At 55.0% G+C, this 20,509-nt stretch carries 12 protein-coding genes; 7 read left to right on the top strand and 5 right to left on the bottom strand.

The window, feature by feature from the left end; translation table 11 throughout:
* Positions 1 to 60: 60 nt before the first annotated feature.
* Positions 61 to 1,383: a porin gene (locus tag BUA28_RS14190; RefSeq protein WP_072768771.1), complete on the bottom strand. Its 1,323-nt coding sequence runs from the start codon at positions 1,381 to 1,383 to the stop codon at positions 61 to 63.
* 327 nt (positions 1,384 to 1,710) lie between these two features.
* On the opposite strand from BUA28_RS14190, the gene BUA28_RS14180 reads away from it, so the two are divergent.
* Together BUA28_RS14180 and tilS are read left to right on the top strand one after the other, a co-directional pair.
* On the top strand, positions 1,711 to 2,679 hold the full coding sequence (locus tag BUA28_RS14180; protein ID WP_072768769.1) for an acetyl-CoA carboxylase carboxyltransferase subunit alpha: 969 nt from the start codon (positions 1,711 to 1,713) through the stop codon (positions 2,677 to 2,679).
* A gap of 22 nt (positions 2,680 to 2,701) precedes the next feature.
* Positions 2,702 to 4,078, top strand: coding sequence for a tRNA lysidine(34) synthetase TilS (gene tilS / locus BUA28_RS14175; RefSeq protein ID WP_256598341.1), 1,377 nt, complete (start codon positions 2,702 to 2,704; stop codon positions 4,076 to 4,078).
* Between the two features lie 150 nt (positions 4,079 to 4,228).
* Here tilS and BUA28_RS14170 read toward each other — a convergent pair whose 3' ends face one another.
* Positions 4,229 to 4,927: a pirin family protein gene (locus BUA28_RS14170; RefSeq protein WP_072768767.1), complete on the bottom strand. Its 699-nt coding sequence runs from the start codon at positions 4,925 to 4,927 to the stop codon at positions 4,229 to 4,231.
* 289 nt (positions 4,928 to 5,216) lie between these two features.
* Positions 5,217 to 6,866, bottom strand: coding sequence for an MFS transporter (locus BUA28_RS14165; RefSeq protein WP_072768807.1), 1,650 nt, complete (start codon positions 6,864 to 6,866; stop codon positions 5,217 to 5,219).
* 334 nt (positions 6,867 to 7,200) lie between these two features.
* Between BUA28_RS14165 and radA the strand changes: the two genes are divergently transcribed.
* From radA to BUA28_RS14150, 3 genes are all read left to right on the top strand, one after another.
* On the top strand, positions 7,201 to 8,562 hold the full coding sequence (gene radA / locus BUA28_RS14160; RefSeq protein ID WP_072768766.1) for a DNA repair protein RadA: 1,362 nt from the start codon (positions 7,201 to 7,203) through the stop codon (positions 8,560 to 8,562).
* 34 nt (positions 8,563 to 8,596) lie between these two features.
* A complete protein-coding gene (locus tag BUA28_RS14155) occupies positions 8,597 to 9,427 on the top strand; it encodes an alkaline phytoceramidase (RefSeq protein ID WP_072768806.1) in 831 nt (276 codons plus the stop codon).
* Positions 9,428 to 9,500: 73 nt separating this feature from the next.
* A complete protein-coding gene (locus BUA28_RS14150; protein WP_072768805.1) occupies positions 9,501 to 9,860 on the top strand; it encodes a group II truncated hemoglobin in 360 nt (119 codons plus the stop codon).
* A 139-nt stretch (positions 9,861 to 9,999) separates the two neighbouring features.
* Here the strand turns inward: BUA28_RS14150 and BUA28_RS14145 are convergent, their stop codons facing one another.
* Positions 10,000 to 11,364: a DEAD/DEAH box helicase gene (locus BUA28_RS14145; RefSeq protein WP_072768765.1), complete on the bottom strand. Its 1,365-nt coding sequence runs from the start codon at positions 11,362 to 11,364 to the stop codon at positions 10,000 to 10,002.
* A 471-nt stretch (positions 11,365 to 11,835) separates the two neighbouring features.
* Positions 11,836 to 13,671, bottom strand: a complete 1,836-nt coding sequence (gene ftsH, locus BUA28_RS14135) for an ATP-dependent zinc metalloprotease FtsH (RefSeq protein ID WP_218124783.1) — start codon at positions 13,669 to 13,671, stop codon at positions 11,836 to 11,838.
* A gap of 518 nt (positions 13,672 to 14,189) precedes the next feature.
* Between ftsH and BUA28_RS14130 the strand changes: the two genes are divergently transcribed.
* A complete protein-coding gene (locus BUA28_RS14130; RefSeq protein WP_256598340.1) occupies positions 14,190 to 15,929 on the top strand; it encodes an autotransporter assembly complex protein TamA in 1,740 nt (579 codons plus the stop codon).
* Positions 15,930 to 15,980: 51 nt separating this feature from the next.
* On the top strand, positions 15,981 to 19,868 hold the full coding sequence (locus BUA28_RS14125; RefSeq protein ID WP_072768762.1) for a translocation/assembly module TamB domain-containing protein: 3,888 nt from the start codon (positions 15,981 to 15,983) through the stop codon (positions 19,866 to 19,868).
* Positions 19,869 to 20,509 lie beyond the last annotated feature (641 nt).

The raw sequence follows: 20,509 nt of genomic DNA, 5'->3' as shown, positions 1-20,509 counted from the left end.
TGCGAGGAGTACTGATACAGCCGTCAACTGAGCCGCCCTAACGGTAAATACATGCATGCGTCAAAATGGGATCGTGGCATCCAGCGAGAACAAAAATTGGTCCTTCCTGCCGTCAAATGGCCGGAATGCCATGTCTATGCCATCCGCTCGGTCATAACGGATGTTCGGGCGAACATTGAGCTTCTGCATCGGCTTCCAGTCCACTTTCAGTCTCTTGGCTGGTTTCCAGTTCATACCCAGCGTAACTGCGTAATAATTGGCGGGGGCACCGATGAACGGGATGTTGCCCGCATAACTAATGCCTCTGTTGTTGGTTGCGGAAAGTATCCGGTAGGGTGAGAAGACACGCCAACCGTTTCTATCGGTAAAGCGTTCGGCGCGAATGCCAATAGATAAGTCATTGAGAAGGTTATAGGTCAGGTGCGTATTGATGCTGTACCATTCAGCATTCTTGATCTCGTTCCCCAGGAAAATCTTGCTGGCCCAGCCGTGCGTATGGTGCACGACCAGGTGAGTTTTAGGAGTGATCCTGTGCTGTAGCACGACGCTATACATGATCCAGGGTTCATTTGTCGCTGTCTGCGCATAGGTGCCGCCGACATTCGCAGCGGTTCTCTTGTCGTCACTCGTCCAAAGCACGCCAGCCAAGCCGCCCCAGTTATCCAGTTGCTTATCAAAACCTCCATCCCAACCGCCCGTTGCGCTGCCTGTGGTTGCGCCACCCAGAAGTGACCAGTTGGCATTGACTGTATAGTTGCCCAACAGGCCCGTATGGGTAAACGGCTCGCCACTGTTAAGGATGTATGCATGGGTATAAAAGAAATTATCGGGAGCGGGAACGGTTTCATAACCAAGTGGCGTGTAGAAATGCCCAGCCTTGATATTGAGGCCGTTACCGATCGGCACGTATGCCTCCAGATAGGCCTGCGGAAGCGCTATGCCATAAGTGCGTGTCGATTTACAGCACAAATTGAGATCCCAATTCCCCCTATCCGAGGGCGCGCCGGTATTCTCATCGAAAGCGGAAATGCCGAAAGCCTGGGTATAAATAGCATCCGTACCGAACAGAAAATCGAAACGGCCACCGAGATCCCATTCTGTGCCTTCCGATGGCACGGCACGCTGTATAAATAAATTAAATTGATTCAACTGAAATCGATTGGCCCGGTCAGCGAAAGTGACGGCACCATTGAACCCATCGGATGGGTTATTCGCGTTGTATGTCGCTCCACCATTAATCCAGCCGCCGACCTGCATACCGCTTTCCCTGAAGAGGTTTCCCAAGTTATTCGCATGCACCTCACCCAAGTTCAGAATGGCCAATAACAGGATACCGACTACGGTAAACATCGCGCGGTTTCTCTGTTCTGAAGTGCGGTCCATTCAGGATTTCGCTTTTAAAAGGATCAGAAACATTACAAATAAAATTAATTATCTGCCAAAAATAAAGTCAAGTGCGAAATTCTCCGTAAATTTCCTATGAATTTCTTGTGACCGTTCCTGCATCCCGTACACGACATATTCGATAAAGAAGGCCTCTGCTATTGAGACACCTGCCTTGAAAATAAAACGAAAAAATGCTGAAGATTCGTTCGAACCCGGTGCAGGTAGGGCCCGAATTGCTTTCGTTTTCATTCTTTACCCGGAATGCGTTTTTGGGGTGCCGCATGATCCTGTATCATTACGTTTTTAAATTTACGCCCGTGTTGCATGAAAATTACCTTCCTGGATTTCGAGCAGCCCATCGCTGAGCTTGAAGCAAAAATTGAAGAACTGCGTTTTGCACAAGACGACTCAGCGGTGGATATCTCGGCTGAAATCCTGCGTCTGCAAAAGAAAAGCCAGTCACTGACGAACAGCATATATTCCAAGCTGACTCCATGGCAGATTTCGCAGGTCGCCCGGCATCCACAGCGTCCTTATACGCTTGATTACATCCAGCATCTATTCACCGATTTTGAAGAGCTTCACGGGGACAGGAGTTTTGCCGATGATTACGCCATCATTGGCGGATTAGCACGGTTTAACGGGCAGGCGGTAATGGTTATCGGACAGCAAAAAGGACGCGACACCAAGGAAAAAATTCATCGCAACTTTGGCATGCCCCAGCCTGAAGGCTATCGCAAGGCATTGCGCCTGATGCGCCTGGCGGAAAAATTCAACGTGCCTTTAATCACATTCATCGATACGCCGGGCGCGTCACCGGGCATCGGCGCGGAAGAGCGCGGCCAGTCAGAGGCTATCGGACGAAATCTTTTTGTACTGGCGGAACTGAAAGTGCCGGTGATCTGCACGGTTATCGGCGAGGGCGGTTCTGGCGGGGCGCTGGCAGTGGCGGTGGGAGATGTGGTGCAGATGCTGCAATACGCAACATACTCCGTCATCTCTCCTGAAGGTTGTGCCTCCATTTTATGGAAGAGCGCGGACAAGGCGCCGGAAGCTGCCGAGATCATGGGCATTACCGCTCATCGCCTCAAAACCTTGGGGTTGATTGACAAGATCATCAGTGAGCCACCAGGCGGAGCGCATCGCGATTATCTGGCTACCATGCAGTCCGCCAGGAAATCATTGCAGGAATCGCTCAAGCAGTTACAAGGCTACTCCACGGAATTATTGCTGGAGAAACGTTTTGAGCGGCTGATGGGATATGGCAAATTCAAGGAAGTCAAAATCAAATAGCATTTCGCGCAGGACTGAGAATGTGCTGCATGAACAAGTTCAGCCAGGAGATCGTCTGGCCGTCGCGTTGAGCGGCGGGGTGGACTCGGTCGTGCTGCTGGATTTGCTGATCCCGGTATCGGTTGAAATGCAGTTTTCGCTCTCGGCCATTCACGTCAACCACGGCATTAGCGCCAACACAGACAGGTGGAGCGAATTTTGCCGGGATCTATGCCGATCCAGAAGCATTCCGCTTGAAGTTGCCAAACTGAAAATCAGGCGGGAACCAGGCGTCAGCCTGGAAGCGCTGGCTCGTGACGAGCGCTACCGGATATTCGAAAAAATCGAAGCCAATTATGTGGTGCTGGCCCAGCATCTGGACGACCAGGCTGAAACCCTGTTGCTGCAATTGCTGCGCGGAGCGGGTGTGAAGGGCTTGGGGGCTATGCCGGTCGTCAGGAATCTGGCGCAGGCAAACGGTAAACAAGGATTAGAAGCCGTTGACGGGAAGTCGGCGCCGCTGGATGACAGGCCGCGAATACTCAGACCATTACTTGACGTGTCCCGGCGCGAGATCGAAGATTATGCCAGAAAGAATGGATTGCAGTGGGTCACCGATGAGAGCAACGAAGATGTATCTTTCGATCGGAATTTCCTGCGCCATGAGCTTTTCCCTCTACTGGAAAAGCGTTTCCCTTCTTATCGCACAACTTTCCTGCGCGCAAGCCGGCATATGGCGGAGGCATCCGCCCTGCTGGATGAATTAGCCGAGGCCGACAGCAGGGAATGCATTGTCCCTGGAAGACTTCACATTGAAGACTTGCGTAAATTGAGTTTTCCTCGGGCCAGAAACCTGTTGCGCTACACTTTGGCGCAGCAGGGCGCGATACTCCCCAGCACGACAAAGCTCGAAGAAATCTTGCGGCAATTGCTGTCCTCCCGCCCAGATGCAAAACTGCGGGTGATTTTCGGCAATACCGAAGTTCGCTGCTTCAGAGGCATGGTTCACGTGCGCAACCGGGACATCTCAAGACCTGATGAATTGCCAGCCGTGGATTGGCAGGTGCCATGGCATGGAGAAAAGCAACTGATCATTGCCGAGCTCGGCGGTACGCTTATATTCGCGCACGATAGAGGCATGGGGATCAATCTACAAAAACTCTCAGAGCATCCGGTCACGATTCGTCCGCGACATGGCGGGGAGCGTTTGCAGCCGGATCGAAAACGCCCGCGCCGCAGCCTCAAGAATCTTTTACGCGAGGCATCGCTCCCATCATGGGAGCGGGAAATGCTGCCGCTGATATTCAGTGGGGAACATCTCGTATGCGTACCGGGAATCGGCGTGAATTCCGATTTTCAGGCGACGGCGGGAGAACCGGGTATAGTGATCCAGTGGCAACCTGATACACAGCTTGTTTAAGCGGCGCACACCGCGTTTTCAAGCGGATTCCGCTGGTTGAGGTAAGGTACAGTTTGGGCTCATCCTCCGCCCAGCATTCGCCATTTTGGCTCAAGTCGTTTGGACTTGCAGCCCCTTCCCCTCTGCCCTCTACCTTTATAGCTCTGTCAGCTATGCCAGCTCGAAAACAAGTACCTCCGCTTTCTGGCCTTGATCGAGAACCAGGTGACTTTCATCGATAAGACTTGCGCCATCGCCTGCGTGCAAGCGGGTACCGTTCAGCGATACCTCGCCGCGCGCGACGTGAACATAAACATAGCCACCCGGGACGATAGTTTGCTCAACCCGTTCGCCGTCATCCACCAGCGCGGCGAATAGCTTCGCATCGGCGTGAATTTTTACGGATCCATCAGCGCTATCCGGCGAAGCAATCAATCTTAACCGCCCGCGCTTCTCGGTGTCGTCAAAGTATTTTTCTTCATAGCTGGGGGAAATTCCTGTCTTGTTGGGCAAGAACCAGATTTGCAGAAAATGGGCTTTTTCACTCTGGGAGGGATTGAATTCGCTATGTTGCACACCCGTGCCTGCACTCATGCGCTGCACGCTGCCTGGACGAATAATGGAGCCGGTGCCCATGCTGTCCTCGTGCGCAAGCGCGCCTTCCAGCACATAGCTGACGATTTCCATATCGCGGTGGCCATGCGTACCAAAACCACGTCCCGGTTCGACGGTATCATCGTTGATTACGCGCAACGCACGAAACTGCGTATGTTTGGGGTCGTAGTAATCCCCAAAAGAAAAACTGTGCCACGAATTCAGCCAGCCGAGATTGGCATGGCCGCGATCCTGGGCGTGACGTATATCTAGCATGGTTTGTTCTCCTTGTGGATAACGAAAATAAGGGCAGGGAAACGGCTGCGGCGAACGCACCCGCAGTCGACGAGACCGAAGCACGAACCTGGCAGCCTATCGAATTTAAAGGAAATCGGCTGCAAAAGCGCAAAAGCGCAAAAGCATTTGGGCGGTTCATATTTTGCCGCTTTTTCGACCAATAGAATAACTATTGGCCTTCAAAATCGGCACCATCTGCCCTCACCAGTCACTTTTTCGCTGCGATTCTTCAAGCGCGACAGGCTGGCAGCAAGGCAAGTCCGCTCTTTTATGGGCTCGCCGCAACTGACCTATCCGTGAGCGTCGCTGGTGCACCGCCCACAAAATGAGAAACAGTTGGGGCTTTGCTACCTGTGTGAAAGCGGAGGACATTTTCCTGAACACGCTGATCCTCGCGCGTGACACGCGTATGCTGACGCAAATGGTCGAGCCATGAGTCATGCTGGAAGAGCTCGATGTAGCGGCCGGGCACGGTAATATCCTCAAAGATGCCCCAGGCAAACGCACCATCGCGGCGGCGTAATGCGCCGAGCGGTTGTATCGCATCCAGGAAGGCAACGCGCTGGTCTAGCGCAACCTCGTACTCGATAGTCACCAGGACCGGGCCCCGGCGCCGGTCAAGTTCCGCAGCGGCGGGCGGGTGCGGCGCCCAATGATCAGATGGCGCCAAGTCAGGTGCTTCCTGGGCACCCAGGCTGAATCCGCGCGCAGCCAGTGCTGCCGCCACGGCGCCCGCAGCCGAGACCACCAGGGCTGCCGGAATGCCAGCTTCCGAGGCAAACCACCCCCATAGCAGACTGCCGAGCGCCATTCCGGCGGAGATCACCATGATGTAGAGCGATAACGCACGTCCCCGAACCCAGGTGGGCACCGAGATCTGCGCCGCGACCTGCAGCGAAGACAGGACAGTGACCCACGTGGCGCCGGAAACCAGCATGACTCCGTACAATATTGCTTCGCTCCGGATCGTCGCCAAGGCTACGACGGTCAACGCATACACTATGCTCGCGACAAGTACCAGGCGGTCGCGCGAGACATGCGCCTGAAGCCTCGGTAAACTAATAACGGCACCAACCGCGCCAATGCCGACAAAGGTCAGGAGGAATCCATAGGTTGCCGGACCGCCCGCGAGCTCATTGCGCGCAATCAGCGGGAGGAGCGCCCATGCGGAAATCGTGAAGACAATGAAAGCTGTGGCGCGGATCAGAACCGCGCGAAACGGTGAGGCCATGCGTGCATAGCGCAATCCCGCGCGCAGCGCCTGGAAGAAGCGCTCAGGCGGCAGAGAGCGCTCATCCGGTTCAGGTTTCCAGTGCCACAACATCAGTATCATGCCGATAAACGAGATTGCGTTAAGGCTATAGGCCGCCCACGGCCCCAGCTGGGACAGTAAAAGGCCGCCAATGGCCGGGCCGATGGAGCGCGAGAGATTCATCGATAGCGAACTCAGGGCGACGGCCTGCGGCAGCAGGTTTCTGGGAACAAGCTCGGGACCGGTGACGTTCATTGCAGGTGTTGCCATCGATGCCCCGATGCCCATGGCGAAGGTCAGGATCAAGAGGTACCAGGCATCGAGCTGATCGATGGCGGACAGGAAAGCCAGTGTGGCGGCGGCAAGCGCCATCCATATTTGTGTTGCAAGCAAATAGCGGCGTCGGTCGACGATATCGGTGAGCGCGCCGGCGACCAGCGCGAACAGTACCATCGGCAATGATGCCGCCGCCTGTACGAGCGACACCATTACTGGGGAGGGGGAAAGGTCGGTCATCACCCAGCCGGAGGCTACCGCATTGATCCAGGTACCGATATTGGAACCGAGAGATGCGAGCCAGAAAAATCTGAACGTCTGTAACTTGAGCGGCGAGTACGCGCCGGGAATCGAGATGTTCGAGGGGCTATCGTTGGGGGACGTGCTCATCAGGAAACCCCGGCTATAAGAAAATACCGCGTTGTTGCTATTGACGACCAATGGATTATATAGCGTCAATCGGCGCACCGTTGGTTTCGCTTACGGGACCACGTAGTTTTGCCCGGCAGATCCGCACGTGACGCTTGGGTTTGCCTGATCGCTGATGAGGACGGTAATGCGTCCTTCATCGAATACGAATAATTTTTGTAATATAAGCGCAATTGCTATATATAGACCATGGCATTAATAAATCAATTTACTTATTCAAAACGTATTTTCCGGAATTGTGAAATGACAGGATTATCCACAAACTGCGGAGCCATTCCGCCCAAAATAATTTTCTATGGCTAAACCCAAATCCACCTATTCCTGCACCGAGTGCGGCGGCCAGACCTTGAAATGGCAGGGGCAGTGCCCGCATTGCCAGGCATGGAACACACTGGTCGAGGCAATCGCCGAAAAAGCCGTGACCCGTTTTACGCCGGTATCCGAAACAGGACAGGTGCAAAGCTTGAGCGGGGTGAAGACGGGGGAAGAGCCGCGTTACTCCACCGGCATGGCCGAATTTGACCGGGTATTGGGCGGCGGCCTGGTGCATGGCGGTGTGGTGCTGCTAGGGGGGGATCCGGGAATAGGAAAATCAACGTTGCTGCTGCAAGCACTATGTCATATGTCGCAGATATCCGCCACGGCCAATGTATTGTATGTAAGCGGCGAAGAGTCGGCGCAGCAGGTGGCGCTACGGGCAAAACGCATGACCCTGGATGCAAAGGCGATACATTTTTTGGCCGAAATACGGCTGGAAAAAATCCAGTCAGCATTGGCGGAACGCAAACCGGATGTCGCGGTAATCGATTCCATACAGACGATTTATTCCGACGCGCTGCAGTCGGCGCCGGGTTCGGTCGCCCAGGTGCGCGAGTGCGCCGCTCAACTGACGCGGCTCGCCAAGGCAAGCGGCACGTGCATCATTCTGGTGGGCCATGTCACCAAGGAAGGGGCGTTGGCCGGTCCGCGCGTGCTGGAGCATATGGTGGACACGGTGCTCTACTTCGAGGGCGACACCCATTCCAGTTTTCGCCTGATTCGAGCTTTCAAAAACCGCTTTGGCGCGGTGAACGAACTTGGCGTGTTCGCCATGAACGAAAAAGGTTTGCGCGAGGTGAGCAATCCTTCGGCTCTGTTTCTTTCCCACCACGGGGGACAGGTGCCGGGCTCGTGCATCATGGTGACACAGGAAGGCACCCGGCCGCTGCTGGTGGAAATCCAGGCACTGGTGGATGAGGCACATGCGCCTAATGCCAGAAGGCTCAGCGTGGGGCTGGAACAGAATCGCCTGGCGATGTTGCTGGCGGTATTGCACCGCCATGCGGGCATTGCATGCTTTGATCAGGATGTGTTCGTCAATGCGGTGGGCGGTGTGAAAATCACAGAGCCGGGTGCAGATCTGGCGGTATTGCTGGCTATTGTTTCTTCACTCAAGAACAAGCCGCTGCCAGAAAAAACGGTGGTGTTCGGTGAAGTCGGGCTGGCGGGAGAAATACGTCCGGTCCAGCGCGGCCAGGAACGGCTGAAAGAAGCCGCGAAGCTGGGTTTTGTTCAGGCTATCGTTCCCAAGGCCAACAAGCCGAAGCAGGCAATTTCCGGCATCGAGGTTATTGCAGTGGAACGGGTGGAGGAAGCGGTTGCGCAAATGCGGCGGTGAAGCGCTGCAGTGGATATATCTCGGGAGAAAGGGCATGGAGGATCGGATGCGTTCCCGGTTGTGGTGGCTGGGTATTCTTTCGGGCGGGATGTTCCTGATTGCAGCGATTGTGCCGCCTATTCCCCAGCCCCTAAAATATCATCAGTTTGCCGATGCGCGCGCCTATTTCGGCATTCCCAATTTTTTAAATGTATTTTCAAATATTGCCTTTCTGTTTGTTGGAATAGCCGGCTTGAAGTTTTTGCTTATACTGCGCGCTGGCCGGTCGCAGGTAGCTGAAGTTTTCATCGAGTCGCGCGAACGCTGGCCTTACCTGATTCTTTTCCTGAGCGTGGCAATGACTTGCTTTGGCTCAGGTTATTATCACCTGATGCCCGATAACGACCGCCTGATGTGGGACCGGCTACCGATTGCCATCGGTATAACCGCACTGCTCGCCGCAGCGCTCAACGAGCGCGTCAATCCAAAGCTGGGCTCGCGGTTGCTGCCTGTGTTGATCACGATTGGAGCAGGAACGGTGGTGCATTGGCACTGGAGTGAACAGCATGGCGTCGGCAATCTGAACTTTTACGTCTTCGTACAGTTCTATTCATTGCTGGCGGTTCTTCTGCTTGCCATTTTTTTCCGGTCGAGATATACCCGCGGCGCTGATATTTACGTGGTGCTTACGTTCTATGGCTTTGCCAAGCTTGCGGAACTCGAGGATCAGGAAATTTATGATCTCGGTCATTTGATAAGCGGTCATACGGCAAAGCATCTGCTTGCTGCCGCCGGCGTTTACTGTATCCTGCACATGCTTGGAAAACGCGAGCCACTGCCGGGAAAACAGGAACGGCCGGGGCCGCGCGTTGCACGCTTGTCGTAGCGCTTGTATAGCGACTGATGGTTGAAGAATAAGATAGGAGAGTGAAGTGCATCTTGTAGAAGCTTATGAACTGATGGGTGGTGAAACAGCTGTTCGTCGCCTGGTAGACCGCTTTTACGACCTGATGGATGAGGACCCGGACTATTACGGCATACGTAAACTTCATCCGCAAGATTTGGCCAGTTCGAGAGACAAGTTGTTCATGTTTCTATCCGGTTGGACAGGCGGTCCATCTTTGTATACCGAAAAACATGGCGAACCGCGCCTGCGAACCCGCCATAAGCCTTTCCCCATAGCCGCTCCGGAGCGTGACCAGTGGTTGGGTTGCATGAATCGTGCCATGGCGGACGTTGGGCTGGACGAGGAATTGTGCAAAAATCTCGCCAAGGCTTTCTATCAGACTGCCGATTTCATGCGTAACCAGCCAGAATAAGAGAACGATTTATTCGTGCCATGCTGCCATACCCTGGCAACTGGTATGGCATATCGGGGAACTGTACCATTTAATGAAAACGGCCCGGATTCAGCGTTGAAACCGCTGAATCCGGGCCATTCACATTAAACGTGATCTGTTATTTGGTTCTGAAGTGAGATCCGGGAGCGCTGCTATTTCTGAATGTATTTCCCGCTGCAGTACTCCGCGTACCCGTACGATTATCACCAAACGAACGGCTGCGGCTATTATCCCAGTTTCCGTTGGCACTATTGGGAGTGCTGGAGCGTCCGCCGTCGTTCGCCCATGTGCGATTGCGCTTATGGGCGACGCTGGGCGCGCCACCCGTTCCGGTGCGCGGCTTGAATCGGGGCTCAAGACCAGGCACCACGTGCGATTCGATTCGCTGCCCGGTGAAGCGTTCGATCTTTTTCAAGGTAATGCCGTCTTTGCCCGAAGCAAATGATACTGCGATCCCTGATGCGCCGGCACGGCCGGTGCGACCAATACGATGCACATAGTCTTCAGCAAATTTTGGCAGATCGAAATTGATGACGTGGGTGATGCCTACCACGTCGATTCCACGTGCCGCTACGTCGGTTGCCACGAGCACCCGCAGTGCGCCGCCGCGCAGCTTGGTTAGCGTACGCGTACGATCACGCTGATTCATGTCGCCGTGTAATGCCGCGGCTTCATGGCCCTGGGCGGAAAGGTTATCTGCAAGCGTATCTGCATCGCGCTTGGTGGCGGTAAAGACGATGGCCTGTTTCAAGGCCAGATCACGTAAAAGATGATCCAGCAGTCGATTTTTGTGAGAAAGGTCGTCGACATAATGCAGCCGTTGCTCGATATTATCGAGTCGCGCCTGCTGTGCCGCAACCTGAATGCGTTTCGGGGCTTTCAGCAGCCGCGCCGCGACATTGTCTATCGCGCTATCCAGGGTGGCTGAAAACAGCAGGGTTTGGCGAGTTGCCGGCGTAGCGGAAGCGATTCTTTCCACATCATCGATAAAGCCCATGTCGAGCATGCGGTCGGCTTCGTCCAGCACCAGCATTTCCAGGCGCGAAAAATCGATACGGCCCCGCTGGATATGGTCGATCAACCGTCCAGGCGTCGCTACCAGAATATCTACCGGTTGCGAAAGCAGTTTATTTTGCAGCGGGTATGGCATGCCGCCAAGAATGCTCACGACCCTGACGCGGGGCAGATGCTTGCCGTATTTGGCAGCGGATTCGGATACCTGAAGTGCGAGCTCGCGCGTCGGCGTCAGGACCAGCACGCGTGGTCCACGGCTGTGTACACTGGATGGCGTGGCAAGGCGGTGCAGCGCCGGCAACATGAATGCAGCAGTTTTGCCTGTACCCGTCTGGGCGGAAGCCATGATGTCGTGACCAGCCAGTAATTCGGGAATGGCTTGTTCCTGAATGGCGGTGGGTGTGGTGTAGCCGGAGTCGATAATAGCTTTGAGGATAAGCGGGTGTAGATTCAGATTTTCAAAAGACACGTTGTTTTTTTCCTATTAAGTGAAAAAATATGCACCTCATAAAAATTCGAGGTTCGAGGCCAAACGGAGCATGATCAAAAGTTTTGCTGCTTGCAGTTATTGACATGCAGGGAGCAATTTCTTTTGCGCTTGTCTCGGCCAGAAACCCGGACTCATAGAAGCGCTTTAACGCGCGCAAACAGAAAAGGTTGCCGAAATTGATGGGCAAAATACCGTTGGCGCAAGCGTACATATAAGACATCGCCGCTAACCACGGTACCGCACAATTTCCGTTGGAGGCTTGAAAATCGAAGAGAGGTCAGGAACGATGAACCGATAAAAACCCGGAAAGACAGTAGGGGCTTTTCATCGAAGCGGCGAGTATACATGAATCAGCGTTCGCGTATAAAATATTTTTTATATTTTTTAAAAAAATGATGAGGGTTGGCAAGCTAGACGAAACCCGTCCCGCTTATCGGCTCTTCTTCGACATCAGGCTATCGCCGGAGGCGCGATTTGCGCGACTATCTCGCGCTTTAACACTTCTATCTGAGGCTCGTTCAGGGTCTCGGTCTTGAGCAGTTCGTCAGCGGCCCGATCAAGCAGCGCACGGTTAACCGTTAGAACGCCAATTGCGCGTTCCAGGGCATGATCGACAAGCGTGCGCACGGCGCTATCGACCGCATTTGCGGTTTCCTCGCTATAGTCCCGGCTTTGAGGCATCGGTATGCCGGGCTGAAGGTAAGTCGATCGTTCGCGATCATAGGCGACGTGGCCCAAGGCGTCGCTCATGCCGTAGCGCAGCACCATCGCGCGCGCGAGGTCCGTTGCGCGGATAAGATCATCGGATGCGCCGGTCGATATCTCACTGAATACCACTTGCTCCGCCGCGCGGCCGCCCAGCAGTACGGCCATTTTGTTTTCCAGCTCGGCCTGCCTCATTAGAAACCGGTCTTCCGTGGGACGCTGGATCGTGTAGCCCAGTGCGCCGATGCCGCGGGGAATGATGGAAATTTTGTGCACCTCGTCAGTGCCTGGCAAGGCCAGTGCTACCAGAGCATGGCCTAGCTCATGGAATGCGACGACGCGCCGCTCTTCGGGGTTAAGCAGACGGTTGCGTTTCTCAAGGCCGGCAACGACGCGCTCTATCGCGTTATTAAAATCATCCATTGTTACTGACGTACCGGATCGCCGGGTTGCAAGCAGGGCCGCTTCATTGACCAGATTCGCCAGATCTGCTCCAGTGAAGCCCGGGGTCAACGCCGCGATCTGCTCAGGCTTGACATTGGTATCGAGCGACACTTTTTTCAGGTGAACGGCGAGAATCTGTTCACGGCCCAATTTGTCCGGCCGATCCACCAGCACCTGGCGGTCGAACCGCCCAGCCCGCAACAATGCGGGATCGAGGATCTCGGGCCGGTTGGTTGCGGCCAGAAGCACCACGCCGCTTTTTGGATCGAAACCATCAAGCTCAGCCAATAACTGGTTCAGTGTTTGTTCTTTTTCGTCGTGCCCGCCCATCCCATATGCGCCACGAGCTCGCCCCAGTGAATCCAGCTCATCGATAAAAATAATGGCGGGCGCCATTTGTCGTGCCTGCTCAAATAAATCGCGCACTCGGGCAGCGCCGACGCCGACGAACATCTCGACGAACTCGGAGCCGGAAATGGAAAAAAACGGGACACCCGCCTCGCCTGCGACCGCGCGGGCCAAGAGCGTCTTGCCGGTACCGGGCGGTCCCACCAGCAGGATACCTTTGGGCACGCGTCCGCCCAGGCGGCCATACTCTTTGGGGTCCTTCAGGAAATTGATGATTTCCACCAATTCTTCTTTTGCTTCATCGACGCCGGCGACATCCGTGAAGGTGACTTTGGTTTCTGTCTCCACGAATACTTTGGCACGGCTTTTGCCGATCGACATCAGGCCGCCGCTCATTCCCCCCGGATTCATGCGTCGAATGATAAATAGCCAGATTCCGACAAAAATAGCCATCGGTAGGAGCCAGGACAGCAAGTCCCGAACCCACGTGCTCTGAACCACTCCGGTATAAGTAACGTTGTGCTTATCCAGCTTATCAGCCAGTTCGGACTCTACGCGCGTGGTAACGAAATCCTTTATGCCATCTGCGCCTTCGTTCTTGAGCGTGCCGTAAATATGATTTTCGGTGATCGCGATCTCCGCGATCTTGTCCTGATCGAGCAATTCATGAAAGCGGCTGTAAGGGATTGGCTCAACCTTTGTGTATTTCGTGTACATATTCTGTACAACCAGAATGCCGAGTATCGCAATAATGACGTACCAGAAATTGATTTGTGTTTTCTTGTCTATGGGATTTCCCATCTGTTTTATCTTATCCATACCATTTCCTCATTGCAAAGTGCTTGTGCCTAGAGACAATTCGGCAAAGGGTTTGTTCAGCATGGCGCGGGCCGCGCGAAGGTTTGCGCATGGCGTATGCATGATATGCACAAAAAAGTCGCTTCAGCACAGGGCATACAGGATTAAAACTGCATTTTATTTCGTTAGCCAGAACGGCGCACTCAATGAGCGGCCCTGCGACCCCTCGGCTTGACGGCGAAACACTAAATGAGTTCTACTTTGTTAGTCCGCCTGGACCGCCAAATAGAAGCATAGGCGAAATTGCATAGAAATCAATGGTATTGCTGGCTCCCAGCTCGATAAACAGCTGTAGGGGCATACGCCAGTCTCTCAATTCACCGTCCAGATTCACTTATTTTTCGCGGGCTCTGGTAGCGTATTCAAACAGCCCGCCCTCGTCCATGTCTGTTGCGAAATCCTTTTCTTATTTCCACCCGGCGCGAATACGGATATCACCACGGCTTCTGGTGCTCATCCTTTTCACGCTGGGAAATAGCGGCGCCGTCAGTGCACAGCAGTCCGTCGCCAAAAACACGCCGCCGATGGTCACTGTTTCGGCCCCGGAGCCGTTGCGTGATTTGCTGAAAACACATTTTCAGCTGCCGATTACGCAACTGGTCGATGAAACCGACCGCGCGACTTTCATGCGCCGGGCCCGGAAGCAGATAAGCGAGTTGCTCGCGACCGAAGGCTACTTCACACCGACCATAACCTTGCATTCGGCGACGCCCCATACCACCCCCACGACAATCCCGGTGCTGGAAGTCATGCCGGGACCCCGCACCCTCGTTACTGAGGTCGATATCGAATTCAGGGGAGATCTGGCAGCTGATGAGCCCGGGCGGCGCGCTCGTATCGAAGAGCTGCGAGCTGCCTGGTCCCTGGGCGCGGGTCAGCCATTTCGCTCGCCAGCGTGGGAAGAAGCCAAAGCAATACTCTTATCCAGCGTGGCGACGGAGGATTATGCCGCCGCGGAGATAGAGGAAAGCAAGGCGGAGGTGGATTCCGATACTCATGAGGCGCGGCTATTGGTTGTAGTGGACTCCGGTCCTGCTTTCCGCTTTGGGGATCTGGAGATAAAAGGGCTCAGCCGCTACGATCGCACGCTGATAACTGGACTGGCTCCGTTCAGAACTGGCGATTCTTATCGACGAGACCAGTTGCTCTCATTCCAGACGAAACTGCAAAACCTGCCGCAGTTCAACTCAGCAGCCGTCAACATTAAACCTGATGCAGTGACGCATCAGGCAGCACCGGTGGAGGTCGTTTTATCGGAGGCTCAATCGCAGCGCGTCTCGGTTGGGGCGGGCTACAGTTCCAATACCGGCGGGCGAGGCGAGATCAATTACACCAACAATAATTTTCTGGACCGTGCGTTACTGCTGAATGGCGGATTGCGGCTGGAACAAAAGCGTCAAACTCTATCTACCACCGTCGAAAGCATGCGGGACCAGGCCGGCCGCTGGTTTTCCCTGGGAGCAGGCGCCGAAAGAACTTTTATTCAGGAACTGGAAACCGTACGCGAAAAGGTGGGCATAAGCCGTAATCAGTTGCATGACAAAACGGAAACCCGCTTCGCGCTTAACTGGCAACGGGAAGACCGGGCGCCAACAGGAGGCCTGCACCAGATAAACCAGACTTTGGTACTGGACGGGCAGTTACGCTATCGTTCGGTGGACGACCCTTTATTTCCGCGGGATGGCAATGTAACGGAACTGCGTATCGGCGGTGGAAGCAAACAGGCGCTATCTGATCAAGATTTTCTGCGCACCTATATAAGACACCAATTCTGGTACCCCATCGGGAAACGCGACGTGCTGTTGCTGCGCGGAGAACTGGGGTATACGTTTTCACCATCGCGCTTCGGCATCCCTCAGGAATACCTGTTCCGCGCGGGTGGCATCCAGTCGGTGCGAGGTTATGCATTTCAGCGTTTGGGTGTACGCGAGGGTGAAGCCATAGTGGGCGGCCGAGCCCTGGCCACTGGTACGATTGAATACAACCACTGGTTCACGCGTGAGTGGGGCGCTGCCGTCTTTACCGATATCGGTGACGCTGCCGATAGTGTACGTCAGCTTGACCTTGCGGTTGGATATGGAGGGGGTGTCCGCTGGCGTAGCCCCGTTGGGCCGCTGGCGCTCGATCTCGCGCGCGGGCAACGTGACGGCAAATTACGCCTGCATTTTTCGATCGCCGTGGCGTTCTAAAAAAACGCTATGCCGAACTTTCCAGACGAAGGCCAAACTGAAAAATCAGTTATGAAAAAATGGCAATGGACGGCGCTAGTGTTTGCTGCCCTCATTATCCTGACCGCGGGCATCGGTCTCTGGCTATCAACAAGCACTTCGGGACTGAAATCCCTCGCATCAGCAGTATCCCATATCAGCGGCGGCAAGCTCTCGCTTGAAGGACTGGATGGAGCGCTTTCCGAATCAATTACCGCAAGGACCATTCGCTTTGCGAATGATGATCTGGTTGTCATTGCAAGAGATGTACAACTGAACTGGCAACCCGGTGAGTTGCGTTCGGGCCATTTGAAGATTACAGCGCTATCCGCGAAAGAAGTGGAGATAGTTTCGCCACCCTCTTCGCAACCAAAATCTTTGCCCGCAAGCCTGGAATTACCTTTTTCGCTGTCTTTGCACAAACTCCATATTGGTACGTTACGCGTAATGAATGAAGAGGGCGGCAGGCCCGCATTTGTGGCGACAGAGTTCACGGCAGGGTTGGAAAGCAACGGCCGGAGGCATCAGTTATCCGGGTTGCGCATCAACCTCGAATTCGGCAGGCTGATCGCGTCGGGGCAGTTGGACGGTACCAAGCCGTTCGATCTGCATGCCGAGGCAGAATTGGCCGAGTTTATGAATTTCGATTTCCCGACGATTGAAACCAGCGGTTCGCGTATTTCCGCGATCATCAAAGGCAACCTGGAGCGGCTCCATATTACGGCGAAAGGGAGCGGCGGGGGATTGACAGGGCAGGGCGAAGCACAACTACAGCCCTATGGTCCTGTTTTTATCGCCGGCCTAGGCTTGTCTGTGAGCGGGCTTGATCCGCATGTTTTTTCTGCCGATGCGCCAGCAGCGAGTCTTACGGTGCAGGCAAATTTGCACGAGGTCGCTGCCGGGCAGCTTGCGGGCAGCATTTTCGCAGAGAACAATGCGCCAAAGCCGCTTAACCAGGGCGGCTTACCTGTGGTTCAGGCGCGTGCGCAACCGATACTATCTGCCGAATTGCTCCAGTTCAACGATTTGACGTTGATGACGACAGGTGGGGGAACCGTTTCAGGAAGCCTTGCCTGGCAGCTTAAGGACGCGACAGGATCAGCGGATCTGATAATCAGTCGCATCGATCCCGCCAGGCTTGATACGCGCCTGCGCCCGGCGCGCCTGAATGGTAAGGTAAAGCTCAGCGGCGACATGCAGAATCAAAACGCTATTCTGTCGCTTCACGACAGGACGCTGTCTCTGGACGCCCATGTGGTACGGGCAGGTGACGCCTTGACGCTGGATAAGCTGCACCTCAGCCATGGCCGGTCCCGGCTTGCAGGTCTAGGCAAACTTGGGCTAAGTGGGCCACAGGCATTTAATTTCAAAGGCAGCCTCCAGAATTTCGATGTTTCCGCATTTGCACAGGCGCCGCAAACCAGCCTCAACGCGGCGGTGGAGCTGGCGGGCGAACTGGAACCCGAAGCGGCAGGCGGGACAGTGACTGGCCCCGCAGGCACAATAAATTTCAAGATGGGGAACAGTCACGTGGCGAAACAGCCCGTGAGTGGCCATGGTCGGGTCGAAATTGCAGGTTTCAGTAGAGCCAAGGGTGAGGTCGAGGTGCGGCTCGGCAGCAATCATGTCACCGCGCGCGGAGGCTTCGGCCGCAAGGGCGACCAGCTGCAGGTTGAGCTTGCCGCACCGGCTCTTGTACAGATCGGGCACGGATTCAGCGGCTCCCTTACTGCCAAAGTGGTGCTGGAGAGCGGTTCTGCCGATTTTTCAGAACGTGGATTTCAATGGCCGGATATGACGTTTAATGCAAAAGGAAATAATCTCGCACTTCCAGGCGAGCACCATTTTGGCGCCATTGGGGCCAGTGGCAGCCTGCATGGCGACATCGTCGCATTAACGATAACGGCGGCGGATTATGCAACAAAGACCAAAACGATGTTGCAAAATCTGAGGCTGGAAGTGGAAGGTAAAAGATCGCGGCACGAAGTGCGGATAGCGGCTCGCCTGAATGACCAACAGAGTCTGGCGCTGCGAGCAGCGGGGGAATTGAACAAGCCGGTTCAGCAGTGGGAAGATGCGCAATGGCTGGGAGAAGTGTCCGAACTGTCGGGAACCGGCCGATTTTCCCTTCAGCTGGCAGGTATGGCGCCGCTGGGTATTAGCGCCAGGCACGTATCGTTTGGCGCAGCAAAGTTTATCGTTGCCGGCGGAATCGCGCAGATCAACGGAATTGAGTGGACGCCTCAAAAATGGAGTAGTAAGGGTTATTTTACCGGGATTGGACTGCGCCCTGGCGCCGATGCAGTCAAGATCGGGTCGAAAGATAATGAGGTGCTTCGGCTGGGCGGCAAATGGGATATCGCATCGGGGACGCGGCTGGTGGGCAGCCTTAACATTGCACGTGAAAGCGGCGATTGGATATTGCCGGGCGACTCGCCGCTGCCACTGGGTTTGCAGACGCTCCAGCTCGCAGCCCAGGCCGTAGACGGGAGATTAGCGGGAGAATTCAAAGCAAGAGGAAAGCGCCTGGGTGAGGCGAGTGCCTCAATCTCCATGCCTGTCACAAGATCTGCCGAGTCTGCCATGAACTGGACTGTACTACCCGATGCAGCCCTCACCGGAAATCTACTCGTCGATATGGATGATATTTCCTGGGCTGGACCGGCATTCGATGACAATATAAGGACGGGGGGGCGGCTTGCCTTACGAGCGGATGTCGTCGGAACTTTCGGCAGTCCGCGTCTGGAAGGGCAGATACACGGCGACGATCTGGCGTTGGCGCTGCTGGAGCAGGGCGTGCGGCTTGAGCAGGGAAAGCTGGCGGCGAGCTTCGACCAGGAATCCTTGTATATGGAGGTTCTGAATTTTACCGCCCCCCATGTACCCCCGCCCAATGACCGACTGCTCAAAAACCTGAAGCTCGCCAAGGGACCGGGTAGCCTGAGCGCATCGGGCATGATGGATTTAAAGGGGCAACGCGGTAATCTGGAAATTATCGCCGATCTCGTGCCGCTGGCACAGCGACCGGATCGCTGGATCATTGCTTCGGGAAATGGCCGTGCCAGCCTGGCCAACAACATGCTCACCTTGAAGGGCAGCCTTGCCGCAAACGTGGGGTTAATTGCCCAGCCAGCAGCCGGTAGCCCGCACTTGCCGGATGATGTCATCGTTACCGGAGGAGCGTCCACTGACCATCAGCCCGACCGGAAGGGCCTGCGGGTCGATATGGAGGCCAACCTGGATCTGGGCGATCAATTCTATATCCATGCGTCAGGTCTCGAGGGAAGACTGGCCGGCCAGTTGAGCCTGCGCGGCGAGCCGGGGCATCGATTGCAAGCCATTGGCACTATCGCTGCGCGCGATACCAGCTTCGAAGCTTATGGCCAACGTCTGGCGGTAGAGCGGGGTATCGTCGATTTCAAGGGACCAATTAACGATCCCGCGCTAAATGTGCTTGCTGTGCGCAAGGGGCTGCCGGTAGAGGCCGGCGTCGAAGTGGCCGGAAGCGTGCGACAACCTAAAGTACGACTGGTATCTACCCCGCTTGTGCCCGATCTCGAGAAACTTTCATGGATCGCGCTGGGCCGCGCCCCTGGAGGAAAGGCGGATGCATCATTGTTGCTCGCTGCGGCCGCGTCTATTCTGGGCGGGCAATCGGGGGGCATCACGGACAAGATCAGCCAGGCGATCGGCGTGGATGAGCTAACCATAAAGCAGGCGGGAAGCGATGCCTTGATGGGGCAGGTCGGCGTTGTCGGCAAACGGCTTTCGACGCGAGCCTATATCAGCTATGAACAAGGACTGACGGCTGTGGTCGGCGTAACCAAACTTACCTATACCCTTACCCCCAGAATCAATCTCGTCACGAGGGCGGGTATTGATAATGCGATAGATGTGCTTTATACGTTACGGTTCGACTGAATATTTGCATGCCGGGACAGCCCCGCCTGGTTTTTGGTGGCTCGAACATAAGCGTGGGCGCCTTGGAAAGGGCTAACGGAAATATCCTTAGTCGAATAATACACAAAAGCTGAAAGGAGTTTCCCGCTTCACCATCCAGGACTCGAGACTCATCCGTAAAGTCACCTGCCTCAGCATTCATCCCTGAAGTTACGCGTCGCTAATGCTTTGCCTTCGTCATCCGGCAAGAACTGTCTCTTGAGCGGCAATCAAGCTGCTCGTGCGCACCCCTTGCTCGGCGCCAATAGCGTTATAGCGCGAGATTAGTCAAGCGATGATCCCAAGTCTGTTTTTTCCGAAAACCTTCATGAAAGTTGACATTTATCAAGGTTTCGCGGTGCGTTGCGCAATACGATTTGATACCGGATAAGAGAGTCCGATTATCTTTAATGCCCAACCGGAGCGACCTTGGATTTCTCCGCGGAAGAAGCTGATAAAGCCGGTAATTATCAAGGTTTCTATATCCGCTTTGGATAAGGATTTTCGTCATTGGCAATCAGCGACCAGGTGGGGGGAGATATGAGTAGCAAAGCAGCAGCAACCATAGTTGGGATTGTGGCGACCGCATTGTATTCCGGACTGGGAATGGCGGCAGCGGCGGA

This window comes from Nitrosospira sp. Nsp11 (assembly GCF_900142705.1).
In the GTDB taxonomy this organism is placed as follows: Bacteria; Pseudomonadota; Gammaproteobacteria; order Burkholderiales; family Nitrosomonadaceae; genus Nitrosospira.
This window is presented reverse-complemented; position numbering and strand designations above follow the sequence as displayed.

Bases quoted from the DNA above. Each gene is read 5' to 3' on its own strand.
- BUA28_RS14190 (WP_072768771.1), bottom strand. From the start codon at position 1,383: ATGGACCGCACTTCAGAACAGAGAAACCGCGCGATGTTTACCGTAGTC.
- BUA28_RS14180 (WP_072768769.1), top strand. From the start codon at position 1,711: ATGAAAATTACCTTCCTGGATTTCGAGCAGCCCATCGCTGAGCTTGAA.
- BUA28_RS14170 (WP_072768767.1), bottom strand. From the start codon at position 4,927: ATGCTAGATATACGTCACGCCCAGGATCGCGGCCATGCCAATCTCGGC.
- BUA28_RS14165 (WP_072768807.1), bottom strand. From the start codon at position 6,866: ATGAGCACGTCCCCCAACGATAGCCCCTCGAACATCTCGATTCCCGGC.
- radA (WP_072768766.1), top strand. From the start codon at position 7,201: ATGGCTAAACCCAAATCCACCTATTCCTGCACCGAGTGCGGCGGCCAG.
- BUA28_RS14155 (WP_072768806.1), top strand. From the start codon at position 8,597: ATGGAGGATCGGATGCGTTCCCGGTTGTGGTGGCTGGGTATTCTTTCG.
- BUA28_RS14150 (WP_072768805.1), top strand. From the start codon at position 9,501: ATGGGTGGTGAAACAGCTGTTCGTCGCCTGGTAGACCGCTTTTACGAC.
- BUA28_RS14125 (WP_072768762.1), top strand. From the start codon at position 15,981: ATGAAAAAATGGCAATGGACGGCGCTAGTGTTTGCTGCCCTCATTATC.